At 42.6% G+C, this 23,506-nt stretch carries 24 protein-coding genes; 6 read left to right on the plus strand and 18 right to left on the minus strand.

The window, feature by feature from the left end; translation table 11 throughout:
* Positions 1–83: 83 nt before the first annotated feature.
* Entirely contained in the window at positions 84–233 is a 150-nt protein-coding gene (locus AC6HZ4_RS22865) for a hypothetical protein (protein WP_497492115.1), read from the minus strand.
* Positions 234–649: 416 nt separating this feature from the next.
* Between AC6HZ4_RS22865 and AC6HZ4_RS22870 the strand changes: the two genes are divergently transcribed.
* Complete coding sequence (locus AC6HZ4_RS22870; RefSeq protein ID WP_497492116.1) at positions 650–880, plus strand: YozQ family protein; 231 nt, start codon at positions 650–652, stop codon at positions 878–880.
* 125 nt (positions 881–1,005) lie between these two features.
* Positions 1,006–1,179: a hypothetical protein gene (locus tag AC6HZ4_RS22875; protein ID WP_497492117.1), complete on the plus strand. Its 174-nt coding sequence runs from the start codon at positions 1,006–1,008 to the stop codon at positions 1,177–1,179.
* A gap of 262 nt (positions 1,180–1,441) precedes the next feature.
* On the opposite strand, the gene motB is transcribed toward AC6HZ4_RS22875, so the two are convergent.
* Both motB and motA read right to left on the minus strand, forming a co-directional pair.
* Positions 1,442–2,221 (minus strand): flagellar motor protein MotB, encoded by a 780-nt coding sequence (gene motB, locus AC6HZ4_RS22880; RefSeq protein ID WP_497492118.1) that lies wholly within the window; start codon positions 2,219–2,221, stop codon positions 1,442–1,444.
* Complete coding sequence (gene motA / locus AC6HZ4_RS22885; protein ID WP_497492119.1) at positions 2,214–3,011, minus strand: flagellar motor stator protein MotA; 798 nt, start codon at positions 3,009–3,011, stop codon at positions 2,214–2,216. The genes motB and motA overlap by 8 nt, the downstream gene beginning before the upstream one ends.
* Positions 3,012–3,523: 512 nt before the next feature.
* Here motA and AC6HZ4_RS22890 point away from each other — a divergent pair.
* Together AC6HZ4_RS22890 and AC6HZ4_RS22895 are read left to right on the plus strand one after the other, a co-directional pair.
* Complete coding sequence (locus AC6HZ4_RS22890; protein ID WP_497492120.1) at positions 3,524–5,212, plus strand: DUF6044 family protein; 1,689 nt, start codon at positions 3,524–3,526, stop codon at positions 5,210–5,212.
* 4 nt (positions 5,213–5,216) lie between these two features.
* Positions 5,217–6,236 carry a glycosyltransferase family 2 protein gene (locus AC6HZ4_RS22895; protein ID WP_497492122.1) on the plus strand — a complete coding sequence of 340 codons (1,020 nt, stop codon included), beginning with the start codon at positions 5,217–5,219 and terminating at the stop codon, positions 6,234–6,236.
* Between the two features lie 68 nt (positions 6,237–6,304).
* On the opposite strand, the gene AC6HZ4_RS22900 is transcribed toward AC6HZ4_RS22895, so the two are convergent.
* From AC6HZ4_RS22900 to AC6HZ4_RS22915, 4 genes are all read right to left on the minus strand, one after another.
* Positions 6,305–6,754, minus strand: a complete 450-nt coding sequence (locus AC6HZ4_RS22900; protein ID WP_497492123.1) for an acyl-CoA thioesterase — start codon at positions 6,752–6,754, stop codon at positions 6,305–6,307.
* Between the two features lie 114 nt (positions 6,755–6,868).
* Positions 6,869–7,630 (minus strand): succinate dehydrogenase iron-sulfur subunit, encoded by a 762-nt coding sequence (gene sdhB, locus AC6HZ4_RS22905; RefSeq protein WP_497492124.1) that lies wholly within the window; start codon positions 7,628–7,630, stop codon positions 6,869–6,871.
* A complete protein-coding gene (gene sdhA, locus AC6HZ4_RS22910; RefSeq protein WP_497492126.1) occupies positions 7,623–9,419 on the minus strand; it encodes a succinate dehydrogenase flavoprotein subunit in 1,797 nt (598 codons plus the stop codon). The genes sdhB and sdhA overlap by 8 nt, the downstream gene beginning before the upstream one ends.
* A 13-nt stretch (positions 9,420–9,432) precedes the next feature.
* Positions 9,433–10,059 carry a succinate dehydrogenase cytochrome b558 subunit gene (locus AC6HZ4_RS22915; protein ID WP_497492128.1) on the minus strand — a complete coding sequence of 209 codons (627 nt, stop codon included), beginning with the start codon at positions 10,057–10,059 and terminating at the stop codon, positions 9,433–9,435.
* Positions 10,060–10,419: 360 nt separating this feature from the next.
* Here AC6HZ4_RS22915 and AC6HZ4_RS22920 point away from each other — a divergent pair, with 360 nt between their 5' ends.
* The gene (locus tag AC6HZ4_RS22920) at positions 10,420–10,824 is read left to right on the plus strand and encodes a YslB family protein (RefSeq protein ID WP_497495815.1); all 405 of its coding nucleotides are present in this window, start codon (positions 10,420–10,422) and stop codon (positions 10,822–10,824) included.
* 251 nt (positions 10,825–11,075) lie between these two features.
* Here AC6HZ4_RS22920 and uvrC read toward each other — a convergent pair whose 3' ends face one another.
* The 9 genes from uvrC to AC6HZ4_RS22965 form a co-directional block, all read right to left on the minus strand.
* The gene (uvrC, locus tag AC6HZ4_RS22925) at positions 11,076–12,857 is read right to left on the minus strand and encodes an excinuclease ABC subunit UvrC (RefSeq protein WP_497492130.1); all 1,782 of its coding nucleotides are present in this window, start codon (positions 12,855–12,857) and stop codon (positions 11,076–11,078) included.
* 13 nt (positions 12,858–12,870) lie between these two features.
* Positions 12,871–14,301, minus strand: a complete 1,431-nt coding sequence (locus AC6HZ4_RS22930; protein ID WP_497492132.1) for a glycosyltransferase family 39 protein — start codon at positions 14,299–14,301, stop codon at positions 12,871–12,873.
* A 57-nt stretch (positions 14,302–14,358) separates the two neighbouring features.
* Positions 14,359–15,279 carry an FTR1 family iron permease gene (locus tag AC6HZ4_RS22935; RefSeq protein WP_497492133.1) on the minus strand — a complete coding sequence of 307 codons (921 nt, stop codon included), beginning with the start codon at positions 15,277–15,279 and terminating at the stop codon, positions 14,359–14,361.
* Positions 15,280–15,307: 28 nt separating this feature from the next.
* Positions 15,308–16,063 carry a hypothetical protein gene (locus AC6HZ4_RS22940; RefSeq protein WP_497492135.1) on the minus strand — a complete coding sequence of 252 codons (756 nt, stop codon included), beginning with the start codon at positions 16,061–16,063 and terminating at the stop codon, positions 15,308–15,310.
* A 75-nt stretch (positions 16,064–16,138) separates the two neighbouring features.
* Complete coding sequence (locus AC6HZ4_RS22945) at positions 16,139–16,891, minus strand: glycosyltransferase family 2 protein (protein ID WP_497492137.1); 753 nt, start codon at positions 16,889–16,891, stop codon at positions 16,139–16,141.
* The gene (locus AC6HZ4_RS22950) at positions 16,888–18,360 is read right to left on the minus strand and encodes an alkaline phosphatase family protein (protein ID WP_497492138.1); all 1,473 of its coding nucleotides are present in this window, start codon (positions 18,358–18,360) and stop codon (positions 16,888–16,890) included. The genes AC6HZ4_RS22945 and AC6HZ4_RS22950 overlap by 4 nt, the downstream gene beginning before the upstream one ends.
* The gene (locus tag AC6HZ4_RS22955) at positions 18,348–19,265 is read right to left on the minus strand and encodes a lysylphosphatidylglycerol synthase transmembrane domain-containing protein (RefSeq protein WP_497492140.1); all 918 of its coding nucleotides are present in this window, start codon (positions 19,263–19,265) and stop codon (positions 18,348–18,350) included. Before AC6HZ4_RS22955 ends, AC6HZ4_RS22950 begins: the two co-directional genes overlap by 13 nt.
* The gene (locus AC6HZ4_RS22960) at positions 19,249–20,196 is read right to left on the minus strand and encodes an SDR family NAD(P)-dependent oxidoreductase (protein WP_497492141.1); all 948 of its coding nucleotides are present in this window, start codon (positions 20,194–20,196) and stop codon (positions 19,249–19,251) included. The genes AC6HZ4_RS22955 and AC6HZ4_RS22960 overlap by 17 nt, the downstream gene beginning before the upstream one ends.
* Positions 20,197–20,522: 326 nt before the next feature.
* Entirely contained in the window at positions 20,523–21,698 is a 1,176-nt protein-coding gene (locus AC6HZ4_RS22965) for a hypothetical protein (RefSeq protein ID WP_497492143.1), read from the minus strand.
* Between the two features lie 220 nt (positions 21,699–21,918).
* Here AC6HZ4_RS22965 and AC6HZ4_RS22970 point away from each other — a divergent pair, with 220 nt between their 5' ends.
* Positions 21,919–22,443: an alpha/beta fold hydrolase gene (locus AC6HZ4_RS22970; protein ID WP_497492145.1), complete on the plus strand. Its 525-nt coding sequence runs from the start codon at positions 21,919–21,921 to the stop codon at positions 22,441–22,443.
* Positions 22,444–22,626: 183 nt separating this feature from the next.
* On the opposite strand, the gene AC6HZ4_RS22975 is transcribed toward AC6HZ4_RS22970, so the two are convergent.
* Both AC6HZ4_RS22975 and trxA read right to left on the minus strand, forming a co-directional pair.
* Positions 22,627–22,794 (minus strand): hypothetical protein, encoded by a 168-nt coding sequence (locus tag AC6HZ4_RS22975; protein ID WP_497492147.1) that lies wholly within the window; start codon positions 22,792–22,794, stop codon positions 22,627–22,629.
* A gap of 213 nt (positions 22,795–23,007) precedes the next feature.
* A complete protein-coding gene (gene trxA, locus AC6HZ4_RS22980) occupies positions 23,008–23,322 on the minus strand; it encodes a thioredoxin (RefSeq protein ID WP_497492149.1) in 315 nt (104 codons plus the stop codon).
* Positions 23,323–23,506 lie beyond the last annotated feature (184 nt).

Genomic DNA, 23,506 nt, shown 5'->3' on the forward strand with positions numbered 1-23,506 from the left:
TTATCTGGATACTGCTTGTAACTCTTCAAGAGTTTGTTTTAGTGTTCTCAGGAATACCCTTCAAATTTACTGAGAGGTGAAGGTTATTTTTTATTTGAGTTCTCTTCATTAAATTGAATGAAATAATCATCAAGAGATTGGATCGATCTCACTTCCATCGGTTGTCCAGATGCCTTTAAACAAAAGTAAGCTGACAAATAAATAACAAAGCAAAGTATACTTAATGCAAACATAAGATTTTCTCCTCGCTTTCTGTTATTTGTTATGAGTGTAGATTATGAAACGCATACCATGTCAAATGGAAAATTTGACGAAAATAGTGTAGATCATCATAGAAAAAAGGAGCATTTAAACTCCTTTTTCGGATGTCTACTTTAAACTATCAGAATAGTTGAACAAAAATCCTGTATACCATATTCACACCAAGTTAACATAAGGCGACATTACTGGCAGGAAAGTTTCTAAAAAAACAGAAACGGCAAGGGTTTTCCACCCCTGCCGTTTTTTATGTATGCATATTTTTATCTAGCTTCCTCACAGTAATGTTTTACAAAAGAGGCACTATTCCAACAAACTTCATAACAAAAAGACAAAATTTTATAATTCAGTACGGAAACGGTGACACTATGGCAGAAAGGAGCTGATACAAATGACCAACAAACAAAACGATGCTTTACAGAAGCAAAGCAGCAGCATTTCAGACAGACAGTATACCCCTGAGGATTACACCAAAAGTGATAGCTTGTCTCAATCGTTTGCGGTTACACACGAGCAGGTAAGCGATACGTACACAGAAGGAACTGTTGATGGAGTTATGGAGAATGTGGCAGGGAAGGATATTAAGCTAGAAAGAAAAGGATATGACATCAAAAAAATGTAGGCTGTACATGCAAGAAATAAAGATAAGCCTTTCAATTGGCAATGATTTGTACTTATGTTTTCCGCGCGTATATCACACATTATAAAGGCTTCAAGCAAACACTCTATACGATAGGAGGGGTTACGATGTTTCGACGAAACGGAATCGGAACCATTTCTGCTTTAACAGCTGTCGGGATTGGGATTGGAATTGGCGTAGCTGCATCTCGTATGATGAGAAATGGCGGTATCCAGTTAACCGATATGATGTCTCCAAATAAGCAAAATCAATCACAGCACCGAAACAATCAAAATCAATAAGAACGCAAAGAAGCTCATCCTATTTCTTTTCAAAGGATGAGCTTGTTACACATCAGCCGATTTTCTCCTCTGAAAGAACAAACCGCGCATAAAACGCGCGGTTCAGGCGAAGTTTATTCATCGAAGCTTTCTCCATATGTTCTCCTGCGCACAAGGTGTTTTTCCTTTTGTGCTAGAGGAGATTCTAGAAACGGGGGCAAGCCGATAAACACGATGCTTTCTTATACTAAAAATAGAGAAGGGCGGCTGCCATCCTCTATCCTTAGTGCTGCGCTACAGCTTCCGTTGATGTTAAAGGCAAAATCAATACCTCTACACGTCTGTTTTTTGCTCTTTCTCCATCCGTATCGTTCTTTGCTACTGGACGATACTCCCCATATCCAATCGCGCTGAATTTATCACGCTGCAGGCTTGCGTCACTGTCTAACAATACCTTCATGAAATTCAAGGCACGCTGAGAGCTTAAGTCCCAGTTGGATGGATATTTGGAATTGGAGATCGGAACATTATCTGTATGACCGGAAATCATAACCTCACGAGGCATAGCTGCCTTCAAGAGCTTGGCAATCTCCTTTGCCAATTGGCCGGCTCCCGGCTTTACATCTGCTTTCCCAGAATCAAATAATGCATTATCAACAATTGTAACCATGAGGCCTCGATCAGTAAGCGTTGTTTTTAGCGATAGCTTTAAATTATTTTGACTAATCGCTTGCTCAATTTGCTCCTGAAGCTGCTTAAGCTCTTCCATTTCCTTCTTCTTTTTCAATGCTTCCTGCTCTTGCTTTAGCTGCTCTTCTGTTTTCTGCGCCTCCGTCAAGTTTTCCTCGGTTTTCGCCTTCTCCTCGCTCAAAAACTCCTTCTTACCAGTCCCGCCCTTAAGCTCTTCATTAAAAGCAATCGCCATTTGCTTAAACTTCTCGGCATCTACGCTGCTCATCGCAAACAATACAATAAATAGCGCAAGCAAGAGCGTCAGCATGTCCGCATATGGAATCAGCCATGTTTCATCAATATGTTCCTCATGCTTTTTCTTCTTAGCCATTGTCCTTCGCTCCCGCTGTTTGCTCTAACTTTTTGCGTTCTGTTTCGGATAAAGCTCCAAGCACTCTATTTCTAATTAAGAATGGGTATACCCCCGCCTGCAGCATCAGCAAACACTGTAAAATCAAGCGTTTCTTATCTAATTCATCGGCAGACTTTTGTTTTAGCTTGTTCGCAAAAGGATGCCATAGTACATAACCGCTGAAAATACCGAAAATCGTAGCAATAAACGCGCCTGAAATTGCGTGGCCAAGCTTGTCCATGTCAGACAAATCTCCTAAAGCGGCAACAAGGCCAATTACAGCGCCTAATACCCCCAGAGTCGGAGCATATGTGCCGGCTTGCGTAAAGATACTTGCCCCTTTTGCATGACGCTCTTCAATCGCCTCAATTTCAGCCTCCATAATGTCCTTTAAATCCTCGGCTGTTATCCCATCGATTACAAAGCGCATGCCTCTTAAAATAAAATCATCCTCTACTTCCTTTAGTTGCGCCTCAAGAGAGAGAATACCATGCTTTCTGCTTTCTGTTGCCCAACGAACAAACAATTCTAAAATATCCTGATAAGATAAATCCTTCTTTTTCGTTGTAAAAATAATTTTGAACAGCTTCGGCAATTTCTTTAGATGACTTCCTTGTACCGCGATACTAACTGCTCCTGCCGTTCCGACGAAAATAATCATTAAAGCTGCCGGGTTTGCTAATGCACTTACATCGGCACCTTTAAAAATCATTCCCACGACTACTGCAACAATAGCTAACACGATTCCTACCAACGTTGCGATATCCATTTGCTGTTTCCTCCCACCAAAAAACAATCAATCTAAATATTAATATAAACAAACTTCTACTATATTATTCTATAAGAATATAGAATAAAAAAATAGCTTTTTTACAAAAAAATATATCTTCTTTTTCTGAAAACAGGATGAATTCAAATACTTCATCTAACTCAGGCAGACATGTTTTACAATACTTTTATATTCAATTTCTTCTATATCTAATTATATGCGTTTATTTAAAAAAACAATAGATATAATCTTAGATTCCCACTAACTACCTTGTAAGTTCACTGGAAGTTATCTAGATGTTATCGACTAAGCCTACATGACAGCATTGTGTATATAGCATTCTATTTAAATAAACTCTTCATACAAGAGATTTATCCTTCCATGAACCTTTTATAATCCACTAAATCATAATAACTTATCCTTATAATATAAACCGCACCTCAAAAAAGGTATTTGTAAAATAATGAATGATTTTCCATTGTTTGCTTATCCTATAACTTGGGTGATGAAACATGCTGCTGAAATTTCGAGAGTATCGTGCTGTTTTACTAGCATGCGCGATAATTGCTCTTTTTCTCCTTCCTCTATACGTACTGGGGGAAGATGCACATATTCGTATGCACGATAATTTAGATTCCAATATCGCTTGGTATAAGGTACTAAAGGAGAGTGGACAGCTGTTTGGGGCAATCGACGCAACGATTCCTCAGGTTATCAATGGATTGCCTCGCAACACATTTGGAACAGAATTTAGTCTTCTCGTCTGGCTTCATACGCTGCTTCCTTCTATGCTTGCTTATGCAGTTAGCCAAACGATTGTCCGCTTTGTTGCTTTTTTTGGAATGTATTATCTGCTTAATGATCACATTATTCCACAAAGAGACACGAATTGGATTTCTGCGGGAGTTGCCTTAACCTTTGCCTTAACTCCTTTTTGGCCGTCCGGCATGTTAAGTACGCTTGGGCACCCTCTTGCTCTGTGGGCATTTTTGCATATTCGCCGTCACACGGCCTCTTGGAAGCACTGGCTTGTTATCCTTCTGCTGCCGCTGTATTCAAGCTTCGTGTTAGGCTTTTTCTTTTTTCTAACTGCAATGGGAATACTGTGGCTGGTTGATATCCTGCGGACTCGCCGCCTCAATCTTGTATTTGGGGCGAGTATCGTTATGATGACAGGCTTGTATTTGGCTATTGATTATCGATTTGTCTACTCTCTTTTGTTTCCGCAGGAGCCGACAAGCCGAAATGATTTTATCTCGTCTGTTCTTCCATTTTGGAGATGCGTTCGGCTGGCAGGAAAGAATTTCGTAATTGGACATGGCCACGTACTAACCATTCATACCTTTGTTCTTCTTCCGCTTCAGCTGTTTACACTCATCCTAATTTTGCGGCAGAAACAAAGCATGCTGAAGCGCAGCTTTTTAGGTTGGTTTACTCTTAATGTTTGTTTGTCAGTTTGGTATGCCTTTTGGTTTTATACTGGTTGGCAGCCTCTCAAGGAACGTTTCGCAGTATTGAATACCTTCAATTTTGCGCGGTTCCACTTTTTGCGGCCGCTTGTGCTATATGTACTCTTTGCCCTTTCCCTCGCATTTCTTTGGCGGATTGGGAAAAGATGGAGGACAGTTGTAAAACTGGCTGTTATCGCACAATGTCTCATCTTATTTTACTGTAACGAGGAGTGGTATTACAGACGCGTACATGCTCCTTCCTTTAAGGAATTCTACGCAGTCTCGCTATTTGAGAATATCGCGGATTATATTGGGGAACCAAAGCAGAGCTACCGCGTTGCGACGATTGGGCTTCACCCCGCTATTGCGCAATATAATGGCTTTTACACATTAGATACATACAACAACTTTTATCCGTTGTCCTATAAACGTCAATTTCGAAAAATCATCGCAGCCGAACTAGAAAAAAATAAACATTTGAAACGCTATTTCGACACTTGGGGCGGCCGCTGCTATCTATTCTCTGCCGAACTTGGAAAATGGTATGACTACCGAAAAACATCCAAGAAAAAAATTCGTCATCTACAGTTAAACACAGCAGCATTTTCCTCATTAGGGGGACGCTACATTTTCTCAGCTGTTCCAATTCAAAACGCAGCTGCAAACGCCCTTCGCTTCAAGCGATCCTTTGAACATCCAGAAACACCTTGGCGCATTTATCTATATGAAGTGGAAACACAAGGAGAGTGACATCATGACAGAACCTATTTTAACAATTGTAGTTCCTTGCTATAACGAAGAAAAAGTACTGAAAGAAACAATTGGGCAGCTTTCAGTTGTACTGGCAAAGCTCATCCGGGAGCAGCTCGTTCACGCAAGAAGCAAGCTGCTGTTCGTGGATGATGGCAGCAAGGATGCAACATGGAATCTCATAGAGGAAATAAGCAAAGTAAATCCATTTCTAACCGGAATTAAGCTGGCGCGCAACGTTGGTCATCAACGTGCGCTCCTTGCCGGCATTTTACAGGCAAAGGAATATTCAGATTGCGTCATTTCAATTGATGCTGATTTACAGGACGATATTGCTGTTATCCGCGACTTTATTTTAAAATATCAAGAAGGCTGCGATATTGTATATGGAGTACGAAGCAAGCGTGATACAGACACATTTTTTAAGAGAACAAGCGCTGTTTTGTTTTACCGCTTCCTACACAAAACAGGCGTAAATATTGTACATAATCATGCAGACTATCGCCTGCTCAGTAAACGCGCCCTTGATGAGCTAGGCCTGTATCAAGAACGCAATGTATTTTTGCGGGGCATCATTCCGCTTCTTGGCTTTCGTTCCGCTTTTGTTACATATGAGAGAAAAGCCCGTTTTGCTGGTGAATCAAAGTATCCGTTGAAAAAAATGCTGTCATTTGCCTTCGATGGCATTACATCCTTTAGCGTAACACCGATTCGTTGGATTACAATCATTGGAATATGCGTCTTCTTGATGAGCCTATTATGTGGAGTCTATGCACTCGGCCAGCGTTTTCTTGGCTTTACAACGCCAGGATGGACGTCGATTGTCATTTCGATTTGGTTATTGGGCGGGATTCAGCTTATGAGTATCGGATTAATTGGGGAATATATCGGGAAACTGTATGTAGAGGTGAAACAACGGCCTCGTTATACCATTGAGACCGACCTGTACTCCAGACAAATTCAAACACAGGAATGGTCTGTATCCTCATCCTCCCCACAAGAGGAACAAGAAAAAACATCCTGACCTGATCTCTAAACTTTTAAAGGGAGTCGCCTCTTATATAGGCAACTCCCTTATTGTTCCTGCACCGATCATCTCGCAAGCAATTTCGCTTTCCATTCATCAGACCATGGCAAGCCTTTTCCAGTTGTTCTCGAAGCCTGTACAATGGTTCCTCTTGCTGTAAGGCAGATTTCTCCCGCTTCATTTTTCACCATGTAATGCAGATCAGCAGAGGAGGTTCCCACAGACTGTGCCTTTATATACACCTTTAGCCGTTCATCAAAATAAACCTGCCTCAAATAATCGCACTGCTGGTTTGCAACAACAATCATAGCCTCCGTCTCTTTATCCATCCACTTTTGCATAAAGCCAAGCTCTTTAAAAAATTCAATTCGTGCTTCTTCAAAGTATGTAAATGGAGCTTTATTATTGAGATGACCAAACATATCCGTTTCTGAGAAACGAACCTTTATCGGTATAAAAAAGATAAATTCCTTTTCCCATTCTAGAGCATTCTCAATATATGATATGTGTTTCATTCCATCGACTCCCAGTCATTTCACAAAGTGAAATATTATAAAAAACTTGCTACTCGCGGCTAGAACACATTGTAAAAATCGCCTCTTCATACAGAAGAGGCGAAACATAATAGATTAATAGTTGTTGTCGCTGCCAAAGAAATCTTTGAACGCTTGTAATGTTGTGTCACGGTTCAATGCAGCGATTGATGTTGTAAGCGGAATTCCTTTCGGACAGGATTGTACACAGTTTTGCGAGTTTCCGCAGTTAGCAAGTCCACCATCGCCCATAACAGCGCGCAAACGCTCTGCTTTATGCAGAGCACCTGTTGGATGCGCGTTGAACAGACGTGCTTGCGATAATGGTGCTGGCCCAATAAAGGATGATTTGTCGTTTACGTTCGGACAAGCCTCTAAGCAAACGCCGCAAGTCATACATTTTGACAGCTCATACGCCCATTGGCGTTTCTTCTCTGGCATACGCGGTCCTGGACCAAGGTCGTACGTGCCATCGATCGGAACCCATGCTTTTACGCGTTTTAATGCGTTGAACATACGGCTGCGATCGATTTGCAGGTCACGTACAACAGGGAATGTTTTCATTGGCTGCAAACGGATCGGCTGCTCCAGCTTATCAACAAGAGCAGTACAAGATTGACGCGGTTTGCCGTTAATAATCATCGAGCACGCACCGCATACTTCCTCCAAGCAGTTCATATCCCAAGCAACAGGCGTTGTTTTATTTCCTTTTGCATCAACCGGATTACGGCGAATTTCCATTAATGCCGAAATGACATTCATATTTGGACGATATGGAATTTCAAATTCTTGTTCATACGGTTGTGTATCTGGAGAATCTTGTCTCGTAATAATGAGGCGGATTGTTTTATCAGACATGTTGCTTATCCCCCTTCTTTTCTGCCGTTACGCTTTTCTTCTTCTTATCTGTAGTGTAGTCGCGCTTGCGCGGTGCAATTAAATCTACATCTACGTCCTTGTAAGAGAAAGCTGGTGCCTTCGCATTTGCGTCGAAGGTTGCCATTGTATGCTTCATAAACTGTTCGTCGTTACGATCTGGGAATTCTGGTTTGTAATGTGCTCCACGGCTTTCATTACGGTTATATGCACCAAGCGTAATAACGCGGGCTAAGTGAAGCATATTTTCCAATTGACGAGTGAAGGAAGCACCTTGGTTACTCCATTTCGCCGTATCATTGATGTTGATGCGCTGATAACGTTCCATCAGCTCTTGAATCTTATCATCAGTCTGAAGAAGCTTTTTGTTGTAACGTACAACTGTTACGTTATCCGTCATCCATTCTCCAAGCTCCTTATGAAGCACATACGCATTCTCAGTTCCATTCATGGATAAAATGTTGTTATATCTTTCAATTTCGGCAAGCTCGTTTTGCTCGTAAACAGAAGCAGATACAGCATCAGCTGATTTTTCAAGACCCTTCATATATTCAATCGCATTTGGTCCTGCTACCATACCGCCGTAAATAGCGGACAATAAGGAGTTTGCTCCTAAACGGTTTGCTCCGTGCATGGAGAAATCACACTCACCCGCAGCGAATAAGCCTGGGATGTTTGTCATTTGATTGTAATCTACCCATAGTCCGCCCATTGAATAGTGAACAGCAGGGAAAATTTTCATCGGCAGCTTGCGTGGGTCGTCGCCTGTGAATTTCTCGTAAATCTCAATAATACCGCCAAGCTTAATATCAAGCTCTTTCGGATCCTTATGAGACAAATCAAGATATACCATGTTTTCGCCGTTAATGCCGAGCTTTTGATTTACACACACGTCAAAGATTTCGCGAGTCGCAATATCGCGTGGTACAAGGTTTCCATACGCTGGATACTTCTCTTCCAAGAAATACCAAGGTTTGCCGTCTTTGTATGTCCAAACACGTCCGCCCTCACCGCGTGCAGATTCACTCATAAGACGAAGCTTGTCGTCCCCAGGAATTGCAGTTGGGTGGATTTGGATAAACTCGCCATTCGCATAGATTGCACCTTGCTGATATACAGCAGAAGCTGCTGTACCTGTGTTAATAATCGAGTTTGTAGATTTTCCGAAAATAATGCCAGGGCCGCCTGTTGCCATGATGACAGCATCAGCTTGGAAGCTTTTAATTTCAGATGACTGTAAATTTTGCGCTACAATTCCGCGGCAAACGCCCTCATCGTCCACAACGATACGCAAAAATTCCCATCCTTCAAATTTTTCAACAAGACCTGCGACTTCATGACGTCGCACCTGCTCATCTAATGCATATAACAGCTGCTGGCCAGTCGTCGCACCCGCAAATGCTGTTCGGTGGTGCTTCGTGCCCCCAAAGCGGCGGAAGTCAAGAAGTCCTTCATCCGTGCGGTTAAACATAACACCCATACGATCCATTAAGTGAATAATTCCAGGAGCTGCGTCGCACATCGCCTTAACAGGAGGCTGGTCCGCTAAGAAGTCGCCGCCGTATACCGTATCATCAAAATGCTCCCAAGGAGAGTCCCCTTCACCCTTTGTGTTAACAGCGCCGTTAATGCCGCCTTGCGCACAAACAGAGTGAGAACGTTTTACAGGAACAAGAGAGAATAAGTCGACTTTAACTCCTGCTTCTGCCCCTTTAATTGTTGCCATTAAGCCGGCTAAGCCGCCGCCGACTACGATTAATTTCCCTTTCATGCTCTCCCACTCCTTACATATTTGCTAGCTGAGGATCCACGAATGCAAACAACGCGCGGATTCCTACTATAGATAGTGCAAAGAAAATCGCCATTGTTACATATGTCGATATACGCTGTGAACGCGGTGAAACTGTAATACCCCAGCTGATGAAGAATGACCATAATCCATTAGCAAAGTGGAATACCGCTGATAACACACCAACTGTGTAAAATATAAACATACCAGGGTTGCTTAAAATATTTTCCATCATTTCGTAATCCACTTCTTGGCCTAATGCTGCAGCAATACGTGTCTGCCAAACGTGCCAAGCGATAAAGACAACGAGGAATACCCCAGTAAAACGCTGAATAGAAAACATCCAGTTACGAAAATAGCCGTAAGCGTTGACGTTGTGCTTAGCAGTAAATGCAATATAAATTCCATAGACTGCGTGATACAACAATGGTAAAAAAATCACAAACGTTTCTAAGAAAATTCGAAATGGCAGTTGTTCCATAAATCCGGCAGCCTTGTTGAACGCTTCTGCGCCTGCCGTAGCAAAATGGTTCACTACTAAGTGTTGTGTCAAAAAGATACCGACAGGAATCACTCCCAATAAAGAGTGCCACTTGCGGTAAGCATATTCTTGACCTTTCATCTTTCCATTACCCCCCTTGAATGTTTAGCTCCCATCATAAATTACTTACTTTCAAACAATAGTATTTTTTCATTACCATCGTCAAAAGATTGTAAAAATTATTCAAAATATTACAGTATAATTTATGACAAATCCATTTTACTCCTACTTCCTAAGAGCGTCAAGAAAACGGATACATAATATCTGTATAAAATTTAAGAACAAATTATTGACACCTATCCAAATATCGTAATACTTTTGTAACATTTCCACGAAATAATGTGTTTCTTTTGTCGAAATGTTATATAATAACGTCAGAAAAGAAAGAGGGGAAATCTCGTGAGCAACAAAACAAATATAGAACAACTACTAACGATTCCAATGAACGCTTTCGCCTACGAGTTAATTCGCGAAGAGCTTCTTCCGGACATTATCGGCAAAGAATTAGACCGTATATTATATTGGGCGGGAAAAAACCTTGCCCGAAAATACACATTAGAAACCTTTGATGATATTATTATCTTTTTTCAACAAGCCGGTTGGGGTGACTTAAGCATTGTTGAGCAAAACCGGCGTGAAATGCAATTACAACTAACTAGTCCTCTTATTGTAGAGCGTTACAAAAACAAACGAAATACAACGTATCAATTAGAGGCAGGCTTTCTTGCACAACAAACGCAGCAGCAGCGCCAAGTGGTTGCTGAAGCCTATGAAAACCAGAAAAAACGCGCCGAAAAGGTACTATTTACCGTGAAATGGGACGCAAAGGATACTCTTGATACATAAGCCGGCTTTCGCTGGCTTTTTTCGCACCTTTAAGCATAATTTTCAAGCTATGCAGCCAGCCGACGGAGCGAGCGGCTGCTCAATCGCTCCGCAGTCCTATTGTAACAGCTGCGAATTTACGTGCCAACACGGGAAACGTTTCCGCTTTTTTCTCTCTATCATTATACTTCCTGTTTCTTCATATAAATACTCTGTAACCAAGCTGTCAGGAAAAAGAAATGAGCGCATATTATACTAAATCATATAAGCTATTATGAAGAAGCTTGCTCAAAGTGATTTCGCACTGCTTCAGCTACATTTCGCGGAACACCCGCTGCCGTAATTTCCTCAATCGATGCTTCCCTCAGCTTTTTAACAGAACCAAAATGCTTCAAAAGCAGCTTTCTTCGCTTTTCCCCTACACCTGGAATCTCATCAAGCACGGATTGAATAGCAGACTTGCCATGCAAATGGCGATGAAACGTAATCGCAAAACGATGCACCTCATCTTGAATACGCTGCAGCAAATAAAACTCCTGGCTGCTCCGTCCCAGCTCTACTGGCCGTGCAGGCTCTCCTATAATAAGCTGTGACGTTCGATGCTTTTCATCCTTCATCAGGCCGGCAACAGGAATGAATAGACCGAGCTCATTTTCTAATACATCTATCGCTGCACCAACTTGCCCCTTTCCGCCGTCAATAATAATGAGATCCGGGAGCGGCAGGCCTTCGCGCAGCACGCGGGAATAACGGCGTCGCACAACCTCACGCATTGATTCATAATCGTCAGGCCCTTGCACCGTTTTTATTTTATATTTCCGGTACTCCTTCTTATCAGGCTTTCCATCGACAAACACAACCATTGCAGAAACTGGGTTTGTTCCTTGAATATTCGAGTTGTCAAACGCCTCAATTCTGTGCGGCGTTGGAATCCCCATTGCTTCTCCTAAATTCTCCACCGCTTTAATCGTACGCTCCTCATCACGTTCAATGAGGAAAAACTTTTCCTGTAGCGCAATAGCGGCATTCTTTGAAGCTAAATCAACAAGCTCCTTCCGCTTACCTTTCTTCGGCTGCGCTACATCTACCTCCAGAAATTGCTGCGCCAGCTCTTGATCGATAGCATTTGGGAGCACAATTTCCTTTGGCTTAAAGTGACTCTCCTGCGCATAAAACTGCCCAATGAATGTTAGGAATTCCTCCTCAGGCTCATCATAAATCGGAAACATGGAAACATCACGCTCAATCAGCTTTCCTTGCCGAACAAAAAACACCTGCACACACATCCAGCCTTTATCCACAGCATAACCAAATATATCCCGGTCAAGAAAATCACCCATAATCATTTTTTGCTTCTCCATGAGCGCATCCATATGAGCAATTTGATCCCGCAGCTCCTTCGCACGTTCGAATTCCAGCTTTTCAGCCGCCTCGTACATTTTTGTCTCAAGCTCCGAACGAATTTCCTTGTGACCGCCGTTTAAAAAACGGGTAATTTGCTCAGCAATCTCTTTATTTTGCTCCTCTGTCACGTCCTTGATGCAAGGAGCTAAGCATTGTCCCATATGATAATACAAGCACACTTTGTCGGGAATGTTTGTACATTTACGGAATGGATACATACGGTCAAGCAGCTTTTTCGTTTCATGCGCCGCCTGTGAATTGGGATATGGTCCGAAGTATCTTCCCTTATCCTTCTTAACAGTTCTCGTAATGATGAGACGCGGCTGCTTTTCCGCCGTAATTTTCAAAAACGGATAGGTTTTGTCATCCTTAAGCATAATATTGTATTTCGGATCATGCTTTTTAATTAAATTCAGCTCTAGAATCAATGCCTCTAAATTGGAGGATGTAACAATATACTCAAAATCAGCAATCTCATTGACTAGACGATACGTTTTCCCATCGTGTGTTCCTGTGAAATAAGATCGCACACGGTTTTTTAGTACCTTCGCTTTGCCGACATAAATGATGGTGCCATGCTTGTCCTTCATTAAATAGCAGCCCGGCTGATCCGGCAAAATCGCCAGCTTTTCACGCAGCTTCTCATGCATACCTCTCCCCCCTTTATTTGTTTCTCCATTCATATAAAATAATTTCGCTGTAAATTGGGTCGAACAAAGGATTCGATCGGAACTCCGCCACCTTCTTCAGATTCCCTTCTATCCTTGCTCCTTGCTTGCGAAATCCTTCTATAAGGTGGTTCGTAACGTATATTGTATCATTTTGCCGATATTTTTTGTCTTGTAAATAATAGTCATACGTGTAAAAACGTTTATGCTCATATGATACACGCAAATAATCCATCACTCTCGTTTCTTCCCATGTGTACACAATAAGCGGCTGCTTCCGCTCCTCTAGATAGCGTGCAAGCTGATAGGCAGCCGGCTCATTTGAAGCCTGTTCTTTCACAAGTGCAAACCCAGTGATAAGCTGCACAGCGGAAAATGCCAAAAGCAGCCACTGACTTACAGGACGCATCTTCATGGATGAAACGGCGAGTAAAAACAATAGGAGCATCACAATGGGATAGGAATGTCTCGGCTTATCAATATTTTGTCCAAGTAAGTTCCAGAGAAAATAGGTTGCTATTATACCAAAAAGCAGCCATGTCGCCCGCTCCATCTCCCCATGAAGACCTCTTTTTTTATGAAGCATAAGGAGAATAATAAGCAAAGCAAGAATGACACCTGAAACAAGTGACTGCGAAAGAATACCCACATATACAATATTTATAGCAACAAGACGGTACAATCTTGATAGAATCGGTTCTTTTGTCTCCGTCACCGCTCCACCCCATTCTGTAAAGTGCCCTTCCACAAATCCAAAGGCTAGCTTTAAAAGTCCGTCTAATCCTCCCACATTCCAGACAAGAGCACTTATCCAAACAGACTGCAGCAAAGCAGCAATTATAATGAGGGAAACAAGGCGCAGCGCATTTCGATTATGCCTGCAAAGCAAAAGAAATACAAGGCCAATCCCAAATGGCGCGTACGACAAACGGATCCCCATTAAAAGTGCAAACAAAACAAGCGGCCAAATTTGAAAATGAAACTCCTTCCGTTCAAAAGCAGCTAAAAGCACCCAAAGGTACCACCATACAATTGACAGTGCCGCCCCCTCTGACATTGGCTGCGCTGCGAGAATTGAAAAATAGCTGCTTGTTTGCAGCAGCGCAGCAGCAACGAGCGCTTGTGTCCCTGTTACATAACGGCGCGCCAGCTTGTATATCGGAAAAATTGCCGCTGCAGCAAGCACAGCATTGAATATAGAGAGCGCCTGCACGGGATTGCTAATCCAATGATGAACCGCCATTCCCCCTAAAATAAAAAATGGGTATCCCGGAAAATGCGGCTGCATTTTCGTTATATCATATTCATCAAGCGCGAGCGCAAAATCCACTTCATCCCATGTGGCCGCAAACGGACTTGCATATAAAAAACGGATAACAGCTGCCGCTGCGACACAAATAATTGCAACTCCCCTTACAACATGCATACACAGTTCCCTCCCTACATATCTGCAAAAAAAGTACAAGGCTTGCGCCTTGTACTTCTAGTTAATCGATTTATTTGGCTGTAATACTTTTTTTTCAGGATCTTCCCCCGCCTTTGTGCTTGGCTGCTTCGATGAAACGAACAAGTAGATCACCACATAGTAGCCGAGATACACGATAACCTCTTCAATAGAAGGCATGGAAGAATAACCGAGAAACGCTTTTAGGAAAACACCGATATCACCGGATAATAGCGGTGCAGTTCCTGTATCGCGCAAGTAGTGAGCATAATCAATTGGATGCTCCGGAAGCAGCCATGTAATATCATATAAATGAGGAATTACGCTGCCCAGTAATTTAATATCCTGTAAAATTGCCACTCCCTGAACAAGCAAACCTGCAGCAATCAGTACAATAAACACTCCTGTTGCTTTGAAAAAAGCCTTTAGCGAAATGCGCATCGTTCCTTTAAAGAACAGATAGCTCACAAGCGCAGCAGCTGCTGCACCAGAAATCGCTCCCCATCCTTGCATCGCCTGACCAATGTTACCACCAGTGATCGCCGCAAAGAAAAATACTGTTTCAACACCTTCACGCACAACAACAAGGAAGGAGTGAATCACCATGCCAACAACATTTCCGGCTGTAATGAACTGCCCCATCTTTCCTTCCACATTGGACTTAATGTCCTTGCTATGCTCCGCCATCCAAAACACCATTTGCGTTAACAGAACAGCTGATACAAACATAATCCCGATCTTTAAATAAATCTCGCTGCCCATGGCTGCAAAGCCAGTGAATACAACCTGAAAAAGAAGAGCGATTAAATAGCTCGCTGCAACTGCAAGACCTGCTCCCATCCAAACATATTTCACAAACTTCTTATTATCTGTTCGCTTTAAGTACGTTGTAATAATTCCAACGATCAACAAAGCTTCCAGCACTTCACGAAACGTAATGAGAAACGCCTGCAGCTGCATCGCTCTTCCTCCCCTTTATCATCCTTCGTTATTTCTTTCTTTTTCGTAACGCGTATACAACAACGCCAACAAGCACAATGACAATAATGACAATTGGCAGCCAGTTCTTCAAGCTGCTGAGATCCGTCCACTCCGTCTTTGCCGCCGCTGATGTTGTTTCCTCGCCAGCTGCTGTGAAGTGGCCAGCCTTCAGACTTTCAACCTTAAATTCCTTCTGCAGGCTGCTTAAAATGAATTTTTTGCTTTCTAGAAACTGATCTTTATTCGCTTCCTTTTTTCCAACTCCGAACAATCCGGGATTCCCAAGCGCATCAAGCGCTTTGTTAAATTCGTCCCGCAGCTTTGTATCCAGCTCCTTATCCTTGCTTGCGATGATTGGAGAAAGGGCTTCATATGTCGCAAATCCCTTTGCCAGCAACCTCTTGCTCGTATCATAGTCACTAAAATTCTCCTCAATATTCGCCAAACGGCGGTTAATATTGAGGACGAGCAGCTTTTGCATATTTTGTACAAGCTCATCTTTTTGCTTTTTCTCAAAGTTTTGCATAATTGCTTTAGAAGGCTCTGGCCCCATATGCATATCAATTTCCTCGCGGACCGTTTCATAAATCTTTTTCGCTTCCGTATAATTCGGAGGATTCTCATCAAGCTTCGCTGCCATTTGTTTATAGGCCTCAGCAATTGCTTCCTCATTCGGATTTCCGTACGAATAAGCGAATATGCTCGTATGTATAGAAAATATTGCGAAAATTGCAACTAAAAAAGATAGCGTAAATTTTTTCATGAACATTTCCCTCCCCTGCTAATGATAATGATTATCAATTTTATTGTCAAGAAAAGAAGCAAGAAGAAATACCCATCATGAGCATTTCTTCTTATCTATTAACAAATGTGCCTTATAATCAATTTGCACCTTTTGTACAGGGCGTCTCATTTCTCGAAAAATAGCCGGCAGCACGTTAAATAGGTACTTTCGAAACTTAATGAAGGATTCGCCGGTTTCTCGCACCTTATACGTAATCGGAACCTCTTGAACGCGAAATCCCTTCCTGACTAAATTTAAGGTTAGCACCTGCGCATAGTTATAATCATGCACAATTTCCGCATGCTCCATCGCCTGGCGCGAAAAGGCACGCATACCGGATTGGCCGTCATATATCCATTTTCTAAGAAGTACAGACTGCAAAAGCGTAAAGCAATAGTTCCCAAGCCTTCGATGCAGTCTCATGCCGCGAATTGTTCCTAAAAAACGCGATCCCATCGTATAATCAGCTTTCCCTTCAAAAATCGGCAGCAAAATATTAGGAATCTCATCCGCCGGATATTCGTTATCCGCATCAATCATGACCCCGATATGCGCCCCAAGCTTACAGCATTCCTGAAGAGCTGTCCGCACCGCTGCACCAAGCCCCTCATTTACGGGTTTCGAAACAATATAATCCGCCCCGGCTTCCTTCGCGGCTTGCATCGTCCTGTCAGTTGAACCATCATCAATGACAAGCACCTCTACCAAAACATCCGGATGAAAATGCCGAGGCACATTGCGAATCACCTCTCCAATGGCCTCCTCTTCATTATGCGCCGGTAAAAATACAATTACATGCTGCTTCATTCTTTTGTTCTCTCCTCGACAGCATCTAATAAAACAGGACCGCGGCTGTGTGACGGATACGGAGCCCCGAGCAAATACGCAATTGTAGAAGCGACGGATACAAGGCTTTGCTTTTCCTCAATCCGAACGCCCTTCTTAATATTGGGACCGTACATAAAAAACGGCACAATACGCTCTCCCTCATCTAAATGCCCATGACCGCCAATGCCGTCTGCCTGTCCGTGGTCAGCACAAACGATAAATGTCGTATTCTTTGCTTTTCCCGTTTTCTCCAAATGCTTAATAAAATCTTTTACATGCTGATCTGCTTCATATATTTTTTGAAGGTACTCGTCATACAATACACCTCGACTGTGACCGGTTTGATCTGTCGAAATAAGCTGTACAATGAAAAGATCCGGATTCTGCTCATCCATAATTTTCTTTGCTTTTTTCATAATTTGCGAGTCTACAATATCATTCTTCATCACAGCTGTATACGTTTCTACATCATCACCAAACGCGTCAACAAGGTGGGCAACTGCGAGCATCTTCCCCTTCTTTCCAATCTTGCGAAGAGAATCAAAAATGCTTTCCACATTTACGCCGTGCTTCCAAACCATATTGGATTTAATTCCATGTTCAAATGAGTACGTACCGGTAAACATTGACGAGAAACAAACAACTGTCCGAGCCGGATACACCGTTTCCATATTTGTAAACTCCGTACCATTTTTTCGGAGGAAATCCAAATACGGCGTATGCGCGACATCGAAACGATCCTTTCTCATACCGTCAATGACAATGACGACAACCTTCTCGCTAATCGCTTCCGCCGGCACAGCCGCATTGTTCGTATACGTTTCAATTGCTTTTGGCTTCCAATCAAATAAATTACGGTGCAAAATGATCGTATACAGCAGCAAACCGCCGTAAAACATAAGAAGCATTGGAGCATTCACAGAGGCAAAGCCGCCTGCGGAAAGTGTATTGAACTCATATTGCCAAAGTGACAATATAAGCAAAAACTTAGGCAGCTGCTCCTGCGCATTGCCGCTTGTAGAATCGCTGTTTTTTAAGACGAGCTTCCAAAAGCGTGTGAAATTGAGCCACGATGTGCCAATGCGCAAATGATAATAAAACGTTCCCCAGAAAAATACTGTAAAAAAGAAGTATAATCCGATTGCCAGCAGCAAAAGGGATAATGTAAACTGCCCAAACATCATGAAATAAGCAATAAACGGAATCCATAAATAATTTCGCAAAAATAATGGAAAATCAAACAAATAGTATAAAATGAGAAGCGGCAGCACGAGAAGAAGACTGCCGAGCATATTCCCCCAAAAGCCGCTCGTTCCCGCCTCTGCAATATGGAACAAAAGAAACGTTCCGATAACAAATACTGGCGTAAACGGCTTGCCTTCATTCAGCACATTCCAGCAGCGCGCTGCAATTTTTTCAAACTTTGATGCTTTTTTTACTTCCTCCACCCGCTAGTCTCTCCCTTCTGTTTATAACGTAGATACGAGGCAAGTTGAATTGGATATACAAGAAATACAACTAAGCCGGCTGCATACGAAAACAAAAATTTAAAGCCATGACTGAGAAGCGCCCATTCATAGGCCTTTTGCATGGACACACCAACAGCCCCAAGTGCAAATGTCATCACTGTTTCATACGTACCGACCCCTCCTGGCGTTAACTGAAATACTTGTCCCGCAATTGTAACACTGTTTACCCATACAGCCTTCCAAAAGGAAACATTACTGCTTATGCCAAAAATAACAAATGCTTCAAAGATCCAGCTCACTGCAACGAGCAAAACGATAGCTGCGCCGCGACCGCCTTGTAAGGCACCGCCTAGCTGCTGCAATTGCTTCTGAAGAAAGCGCGGCGCTTTATGACGCAAAAATAAGGCGATGGTTAGTATAAGGACGATTCCTAGCACAAACAGCAGCACACGTATACTCACCTTTTGAAACAGGAGCAGCGTCCCGAAAGCACCGAATAAACCAAGTGTCAGCAAATCGAGCAGGCGCATCACAATGACAGACTGCGCCGCTTCCGCGAAAGAAACGCGTTCCCGTTTCGTCACGGCGGCGATGCGGACAGCATCGCCAATTTTCAGCGGTGATAAATGGTTTACAAGCAGACTGTACACCAGGCCGTACACCCCTTCGCGCAGCGTAATCTTATGATGCAAATATAAACGCCAGGCATAAGCTTTCAGCAAAAATGAAGCCCCGTACAAGACGACCAGCACAGCAAGAAGAATAGGACGCTGTAAAAGAGAGCGCAGCTGCGCAACAAGAGACTGCACATCCAATACACGAAAAGATAATACAAAAAACAAAAGCAAACAAACAGCACCGATAGCTCTAAAGAAGATACGCATGCTTCTTCGCCCAGGCAACTGTCCGTTCTAATCCGTCCCCAAACGAAACACTCGGCTTATAGCCCAGCTTTGCTTGTGCCTTTGTAATATCCGCCCATGTCGACGTCACATCACCCATTCTTCCTTCCTCCTGCCTCACTTGCATATATGGAAAATAACGGCGAAGCTCATCTAACAGCTCTGTCATCAGCACAGGCGCATGAGAGCCAAGATTGTACACATCGCTATTCTTTGATTCCAGCGTGAGGGCAATGCCATTTACAATATCGTCAATATACGTATAATCGCGTCCTGTTCCTGTGCCGTACACGCTAATCTCTTCTTGACGCAGCAGCTTGCGCAGAAAAATCCCAATCGCCATATCAGGCCGGCTCCACGGTCCATATACCGTAAAAAAGCGCAGGATATTCATTTGAAAGCCATGCATATATTGAAACGCATAACAAAGCGCCTCCGCACCGAACTTGGAGGCAGCGTACGGAGACAGCACTTTTCCGTTTGCCATATGCTCCGCAAGAGGTATTCCTGCTTGCTCTCCATATACGGAAGAGGAAGAAGCAAACACAACCTGCTTGACTCCCTCCTCGCCCGCACATGAGAGGACATTGCTCGTTCCTTTTACATTTACATCAATATATACAGACGGCATTTCCAAAGAAGGACGCACGCCAGGCAAAGCAGCCAAGTGAACGACCGCATCAATCCTCTCCTGCCGTATGACAGCTCTCACATCTTCTTTATGTAGCACATCGCACTCATAAAACGATACTGCTCCATGCTGCTGCACCTGCTGAATATGGTATTGCTTGCGCTCCCGCGAATAGTGTGGATGAAGGCTGTCTAATAATGCAACCTTCTTTCCATCCTGCAAAAGCCGAAGCGCCAAGTGGCTGCCGATAAAGCCGGCGCCTCCCGTAATAAGCACGTTCACGCGCAGTTCCTCCATTTCTTTAAAGAAAACTCACCGATTGTCGAGCCGTTAGGCGAAGACAGAGACGTAGTTGCACTTACACTTTGTTCCTAAAATTTCCCGCTGCGTCGAATGACCTCCTAGCTGGAAATTTATACTTTCTTAAAGTGTAAGAAAAGCGGACACAGTCCGCTCTGCTCCCGAGAGAAAGTTCTCCGCAGGGAGCTAGGCCTTCAAAAAGTTACGCTTTCTTACATTTATAACAAAAAGAAGCAACCTTGTTTTCCAACAAGGTTGTCTTCTCATACTAGTATAAACGATTTTTGTAAAAGCGTGTCGGTTTCTGCTTATTTTGTAGCTTGTACGACTTTATCAAGCGCCGCTTTAATCTCAGCTAAAGCCTTGTCTGCTGCTGCTTTATCCTTCGCTTTTGCCGCATCAAGGTATGCTTGCGCAGATGCTGTTAAAGCTGCTGTTTCCTGCTCGCCGATTAATCTCTTCAAGTCGCTCTCGATCATGTTAATGAACAATGCACCTTCAATTGCTGTGATGGCACCTTTATCTTCGTTAAATGTTTCTTGGCTTTCCTTATACTCAGCAAGCGCCACATTCACCCAGCCGCGTACAAATGTTTTGTTCACTACTGCTGGATCTAATGTTTTCACATCTGTTTGCAGATCAAATTGCTTTAAGATTGCCTCACCCTCTTCAGGAGAGTTCTTTTTCAAGTACGGATAGATTGCTTGATAGAAAGCCCAGCCTTCTGCTTGCTCGATCTTAGCCGCGGTTGCATCAGTTTTCGCCTTTTCAGCAGCCTTTGTTGCATAACCGTTTGGCAGGGCGCCTGTTGCAAAGTAGAATGTCTTCATTAACGTTTTATCAACTACCTGCTTGCCAAGGTGGAACGCAAGCTTATCCCCTTTATCAATTGCTGCCTTCATTTCGCTGAAGCCGCCGTTGATTGTATCCACCATCTTCGTTCCGTACGCTGCATCACGTTTTGTTACTGTACTTTCAAGTACTTTATAAAACGCCAACGCTTCCTCATACTCTTCCTTTACTTCCTCTGTCTTGCCCCAGTTTGCATCGATTTCTTTAAACTCGTGACGCATTGTTTGGAACAATTCTTTTTGCATTAATTTATCAAACAACTGACGCGCAACAACCGGGTCCATCTCTTTCTTTTTACCCGCTTCCAGTGCTGCTGTAATCGTTTGGTCAATTTGCTCTGTAAATTCAGCATCACGTGCTTGTACAAGAGTTTGCAACTTTTCTTTATATAAAGTTGCTACCTTATCAAAGTCAACAGCTTGCCCTGCTTTTGCTTTGTCTAGCTCCGCAACAGCATCCTTATAAGCTTGTACGATCGCTTCTTTTGTTACTTCTGCTTTTGTCTCTTCTTTTTTCTCTGTTTGCTTTGTCTCTGTTGAAGTAGTACTTGACGTTGTCTCCTGCTTGCTGCAGCCCGCAAACAAAATAGACGTCACCGCTGCTGCCGATAATACCTTTAACTTCCAATTCATGTATTGCTCCCCCTATGTCTGTAAGTGATAATGATTTTCACTTTTAACTATCGTTAGTATAAGAGAGAACAATTCTCATTGTCAATGAGTTTTTTAATATTGTACATTCAGTCCTACCAAGGGGAAAACGTTCGTATAATGAACAGATTCTATGTATTGAACTGCTGAAAAAGTTCCGCAATCCATCTATGGCTATATCGGCATTGGTCAAGTCGTCAACATGAAGGAAGGGGAAAAAATTTCATACGACTACACGGTTGCAAAGGCACATGAATTAAAAAATAAAAAAGCCCTAAAAAAGCTAGAACAGTTAACCTTTAACCCCGCTGATATGAAATACCTAGCCGTACAGCGGAACTGGTTAATCAAATTCGGCGGCTCCATGATTGGGATAAATATGTATCATCTGATTTACTCTAACATGTTATTTGCAACAGAATACACGCTAAAAGACTGGTTTCATTACATAAAAGCAGGCAAAACCGCTTTGACTGCATTATGGCCGCAAGTACTAGAGATTAATTTCTTTGCCTCTGTTCCAAAATTAGAGGTTCCTGTTTACTTTTTCGTTGGCAAATACGATTACCAAACACCGTTTCAATTAGTGGAGCAATACTTCAACACTTTAGAGTGCCCGCATAAAAAACTGATTTGGTTTGAAAACTCTGCGCATTTGCTGAATTATGAAGAGCCCGATAAATTTTATGAGGAATGTCTCTCGATAAAAGAAAGCACAATCTACTAGCATCATGCTAATTTTTAAAGAAAACTCGCCGATTGGTGAGGACAGAGGCGTAGTTGCACTTTGTTCCTAAAATTTCCTAATACGTCGAATGAGCTTCTAGCTGAAAATTATACTTTCCTAAAGTGTGATAAAAGAGAGGTTGACCCAAAAGGTCACTGAAAATGTGACCTTTTGCAGCCAGCTTTATCCTTGAGGATCAGATGCATCTACTTCATCGAAGGACAGCTTGAAAACCTTCGTATACTCGCCGCGCTCAACCTCTTCCGGCGTTGCACTTCGCTCAAGCTCTTGACCGCGATCCAATCCGGGAGCGAGAACCGGTTCGCCTTGATTCGTATGTTTTCGTTTCATATGCATGCACTCCTTTCACATTATCCGTTCCCTTTTGATACAAAGAGTATGCATGGCAGTGAGATCTTATCTGAATCAAAAAAGAGCCGACAGCAAAAGCCCGTTTTTCGCGAACTCTTGTGTCAGCTCCTTTTGCCGTAATCATTGCGAATTTTATTATGCGACTCAGAAAGCCGCTAACATAAAACCCTTGCCGCAAAACTGCATTTGAAATTAGAAGTGCTTGGATACTAGCTCCACTAACGCTTCCTTCGGCTTATATCCTAATGCTTTATCAACGATTTGACCGTCTTTCATTACAAATAGAGATGGAATGCTCATTACTTCGAATTTTGCTGCTGTTTCTTGGTTTTCATCTACATCTACTTTAACAACCTTCACTTTGTCGCCCATTTCTTCGTCAAGTTCAACTAAAACAGGAGCGATCATTTTACAAGGTCCGCACCAAGGTGCCCAAAAGTCAACAAGTACTAGACCTTCGCTTGTCTCAGCCGTGAAAGTTTGATCATTTGCATTTACAATTGCCATTTTAAGTTCCTCCTTAATACCTAATCTAACCAAAAGTATATCACTATCTTTTCATCGTGGCGAATATTATGTACCGTTATGTAGTGTCTCAATTTGTTTTTTATTTATTCATGATTGTACAGGACAGACAGGCTCAACCTTTATATTAGAAAGATGGTTTTAGAATAGGAAACCGGACATTACG

The sequence above is a fragment of the Ectobacillus sp. OTK genome, from assembly GCF_059698935.1.

What these genes read in the sequence shown, in the direction of transcription:
- AC6HZ4_RS22875 (WP_497492117.1), top strand. Translation starts at nt 1,006, where the DNA reads ATGTTTCGACGAAACGGAATCGGAACCATTTCTGCTTTAACAGCTGTC.
- AC6HZ4_RS22945 (WP_497492137.1), bottom strand. Translation starts at nt 16,891, where the DNA reads ATGAAGCAGCATGTAATTGTATTTTTACCGGCGCATAATGAAGAGGAG.
- AC6HZ4_RS22915 (WP_497492128.1), bottom strand. Translation starts at nt 10,059, where the DNA reads ATGAAAGGTCAAGAATATGCTTACCGCAAGTGGCACTCTTTATTGGGA.
- sdhB (WP_497492124.1), bottom strand. Translation starts at nt 7,630, where the DNA reads ATGTCTGATAAAACAATCCGCCTCATTATTACGAGACAAGATTCTCCA.
- AC6HZ4_RS22935 (WP_497492133.1), bottom strand. Translation starts at nt 15,279, where the DNA reads ATGCAGCTGCAGGCGTTTCTCATTACGTTTCGTGAAGTGCTGGAAGCT.
- AC6HZ4_RS22920 (WP_497495815.1), top strand. Translation starts at nt 10,420, where the DNA reads ATGAACGCTTTCGCCTACGAGTTAATTCGCGAAGAGCTTCTTCCGGAC.
- AC6HZ4_RS22965 (WP_497492143.1), bottom strand. Translation starts at nt 21,698, where the DNA reads ATGAATTGGAAGTTAAAGGTATTATCGGCAGCAGCGGTGACGTCTATT.
- trxA (WP_497492149.1), bottom strand. Translation starts at nt 23,322, where the DNA reads ATGGCAATTGTAAATGCAAATGATCAAACTTTCACGGCTGAGACAAGC.
- AC6HZ4_RS22940 (WP_497492135.1), bottom strand. Translation starts at nt 16,063, where the DNA reads ATGAAAAAATTTACGCTATCTTTTTTAGTTGCAATTTTCGCAATATTT.
- AC6HZ4_RS22865 (WP_497492115.1), bottom strand. Translation starts at nt 233, where the DNA reads ATGTTTGCATTAAGTATACTTTGCTTTGTTATTTATTTGTCAGCTTAC.
- AC6HZ4_RS22890 (WP_497492120.1), top strand. Translation starts at nt 3,524, where the DNA reads ATGCTGCTGAAATTTCGAGAGTATCGTGCTGTTTTACTAGCATGCGCG.
- AC6HZ4_RS22955 (WP_497492140.1), bottom strand. Translation starts at nt 19,265, where the DNA reads ATGCGTATCTTCTTTAGAGCTATCGGTGCTGTTTGTTTGCTTTTGTTT.
- sdhA (WP_497492126.1), bottom strand. Translation starts at nt 9,419, where the DNA reads ATGAAAGGGAAATTAATCGTAGTCGGCGGCGGCTTAGCCGGCTTAATG.
- motB (WP_497492118.1), bottom strand. Translation starts at nt 2,221, where the DNA reads ATGGCTAAGAAGAAAAAGCATGAGGAACATATTGATGAAACATGGCTG.
- motA (WP_497492119.1), bottom strand. Translation starts at nt 3,011, where the DNA reads ATGGATATCGCAACGTTGGTAGGAATCGTGTTAGCTATTGTTGCAGTA.
- AC6HZ4_RS22930 (WP_497492132.1), bottom strand. Translation starts at nt 14,301, where the DNA reads ATGCATGTTGTAAGGGGAGTTGCAATTATTTGTGTCGCAGCGGCAGCT.
- uvrC (WP_497492130.1), bottom strand. Translation starts at nt 12,857, where the DNA reads ATGCATGAGAAGCTGCGTGAAAAGCTGGCGATTTTGCCGGATCAGCCG.
- AC6HZ4_RS22975 (WP_497492147.1), bottom strand. Translation starts at nt 22,794, where the DNA reads ATGAAACGAAAACATACGAATCAAGGCGAACCGGTTCTCGCTCCCGGA.
- AC6HZ4_RS22970 (WP_497492145.1), top strand. Translation starts at nt 21,919, where the DNA reads ATGAAGGAAGGGGAAAAAATTTCATACGACTACACGGTTGCAAAGGCA.
- AC6HZ4_RS22895 (WP_497492122.1), top strand. Translation starts at nt 5,217, where the DNA reads ATGACAGAACCTATTTTAACAATTGTAGTTCCTTGCTATAACGAAGAA.
- AC6HZ4_RS22900 (WP_497492123.1), bottom strand. Translation starts at nt 6,754, where the DNA reads ATGAAACACATATCATATATTGAGAATGCTCTAGAATGGGAAAAGGAA.
- AC6HZ4_RS22870 (WP_497492116.1), top strand. Translation starts at nt 650, where the DNA reads ATGACCAACAAACAAAACGATGCTTTACAGAAGCAAAGCAGCAGCATT.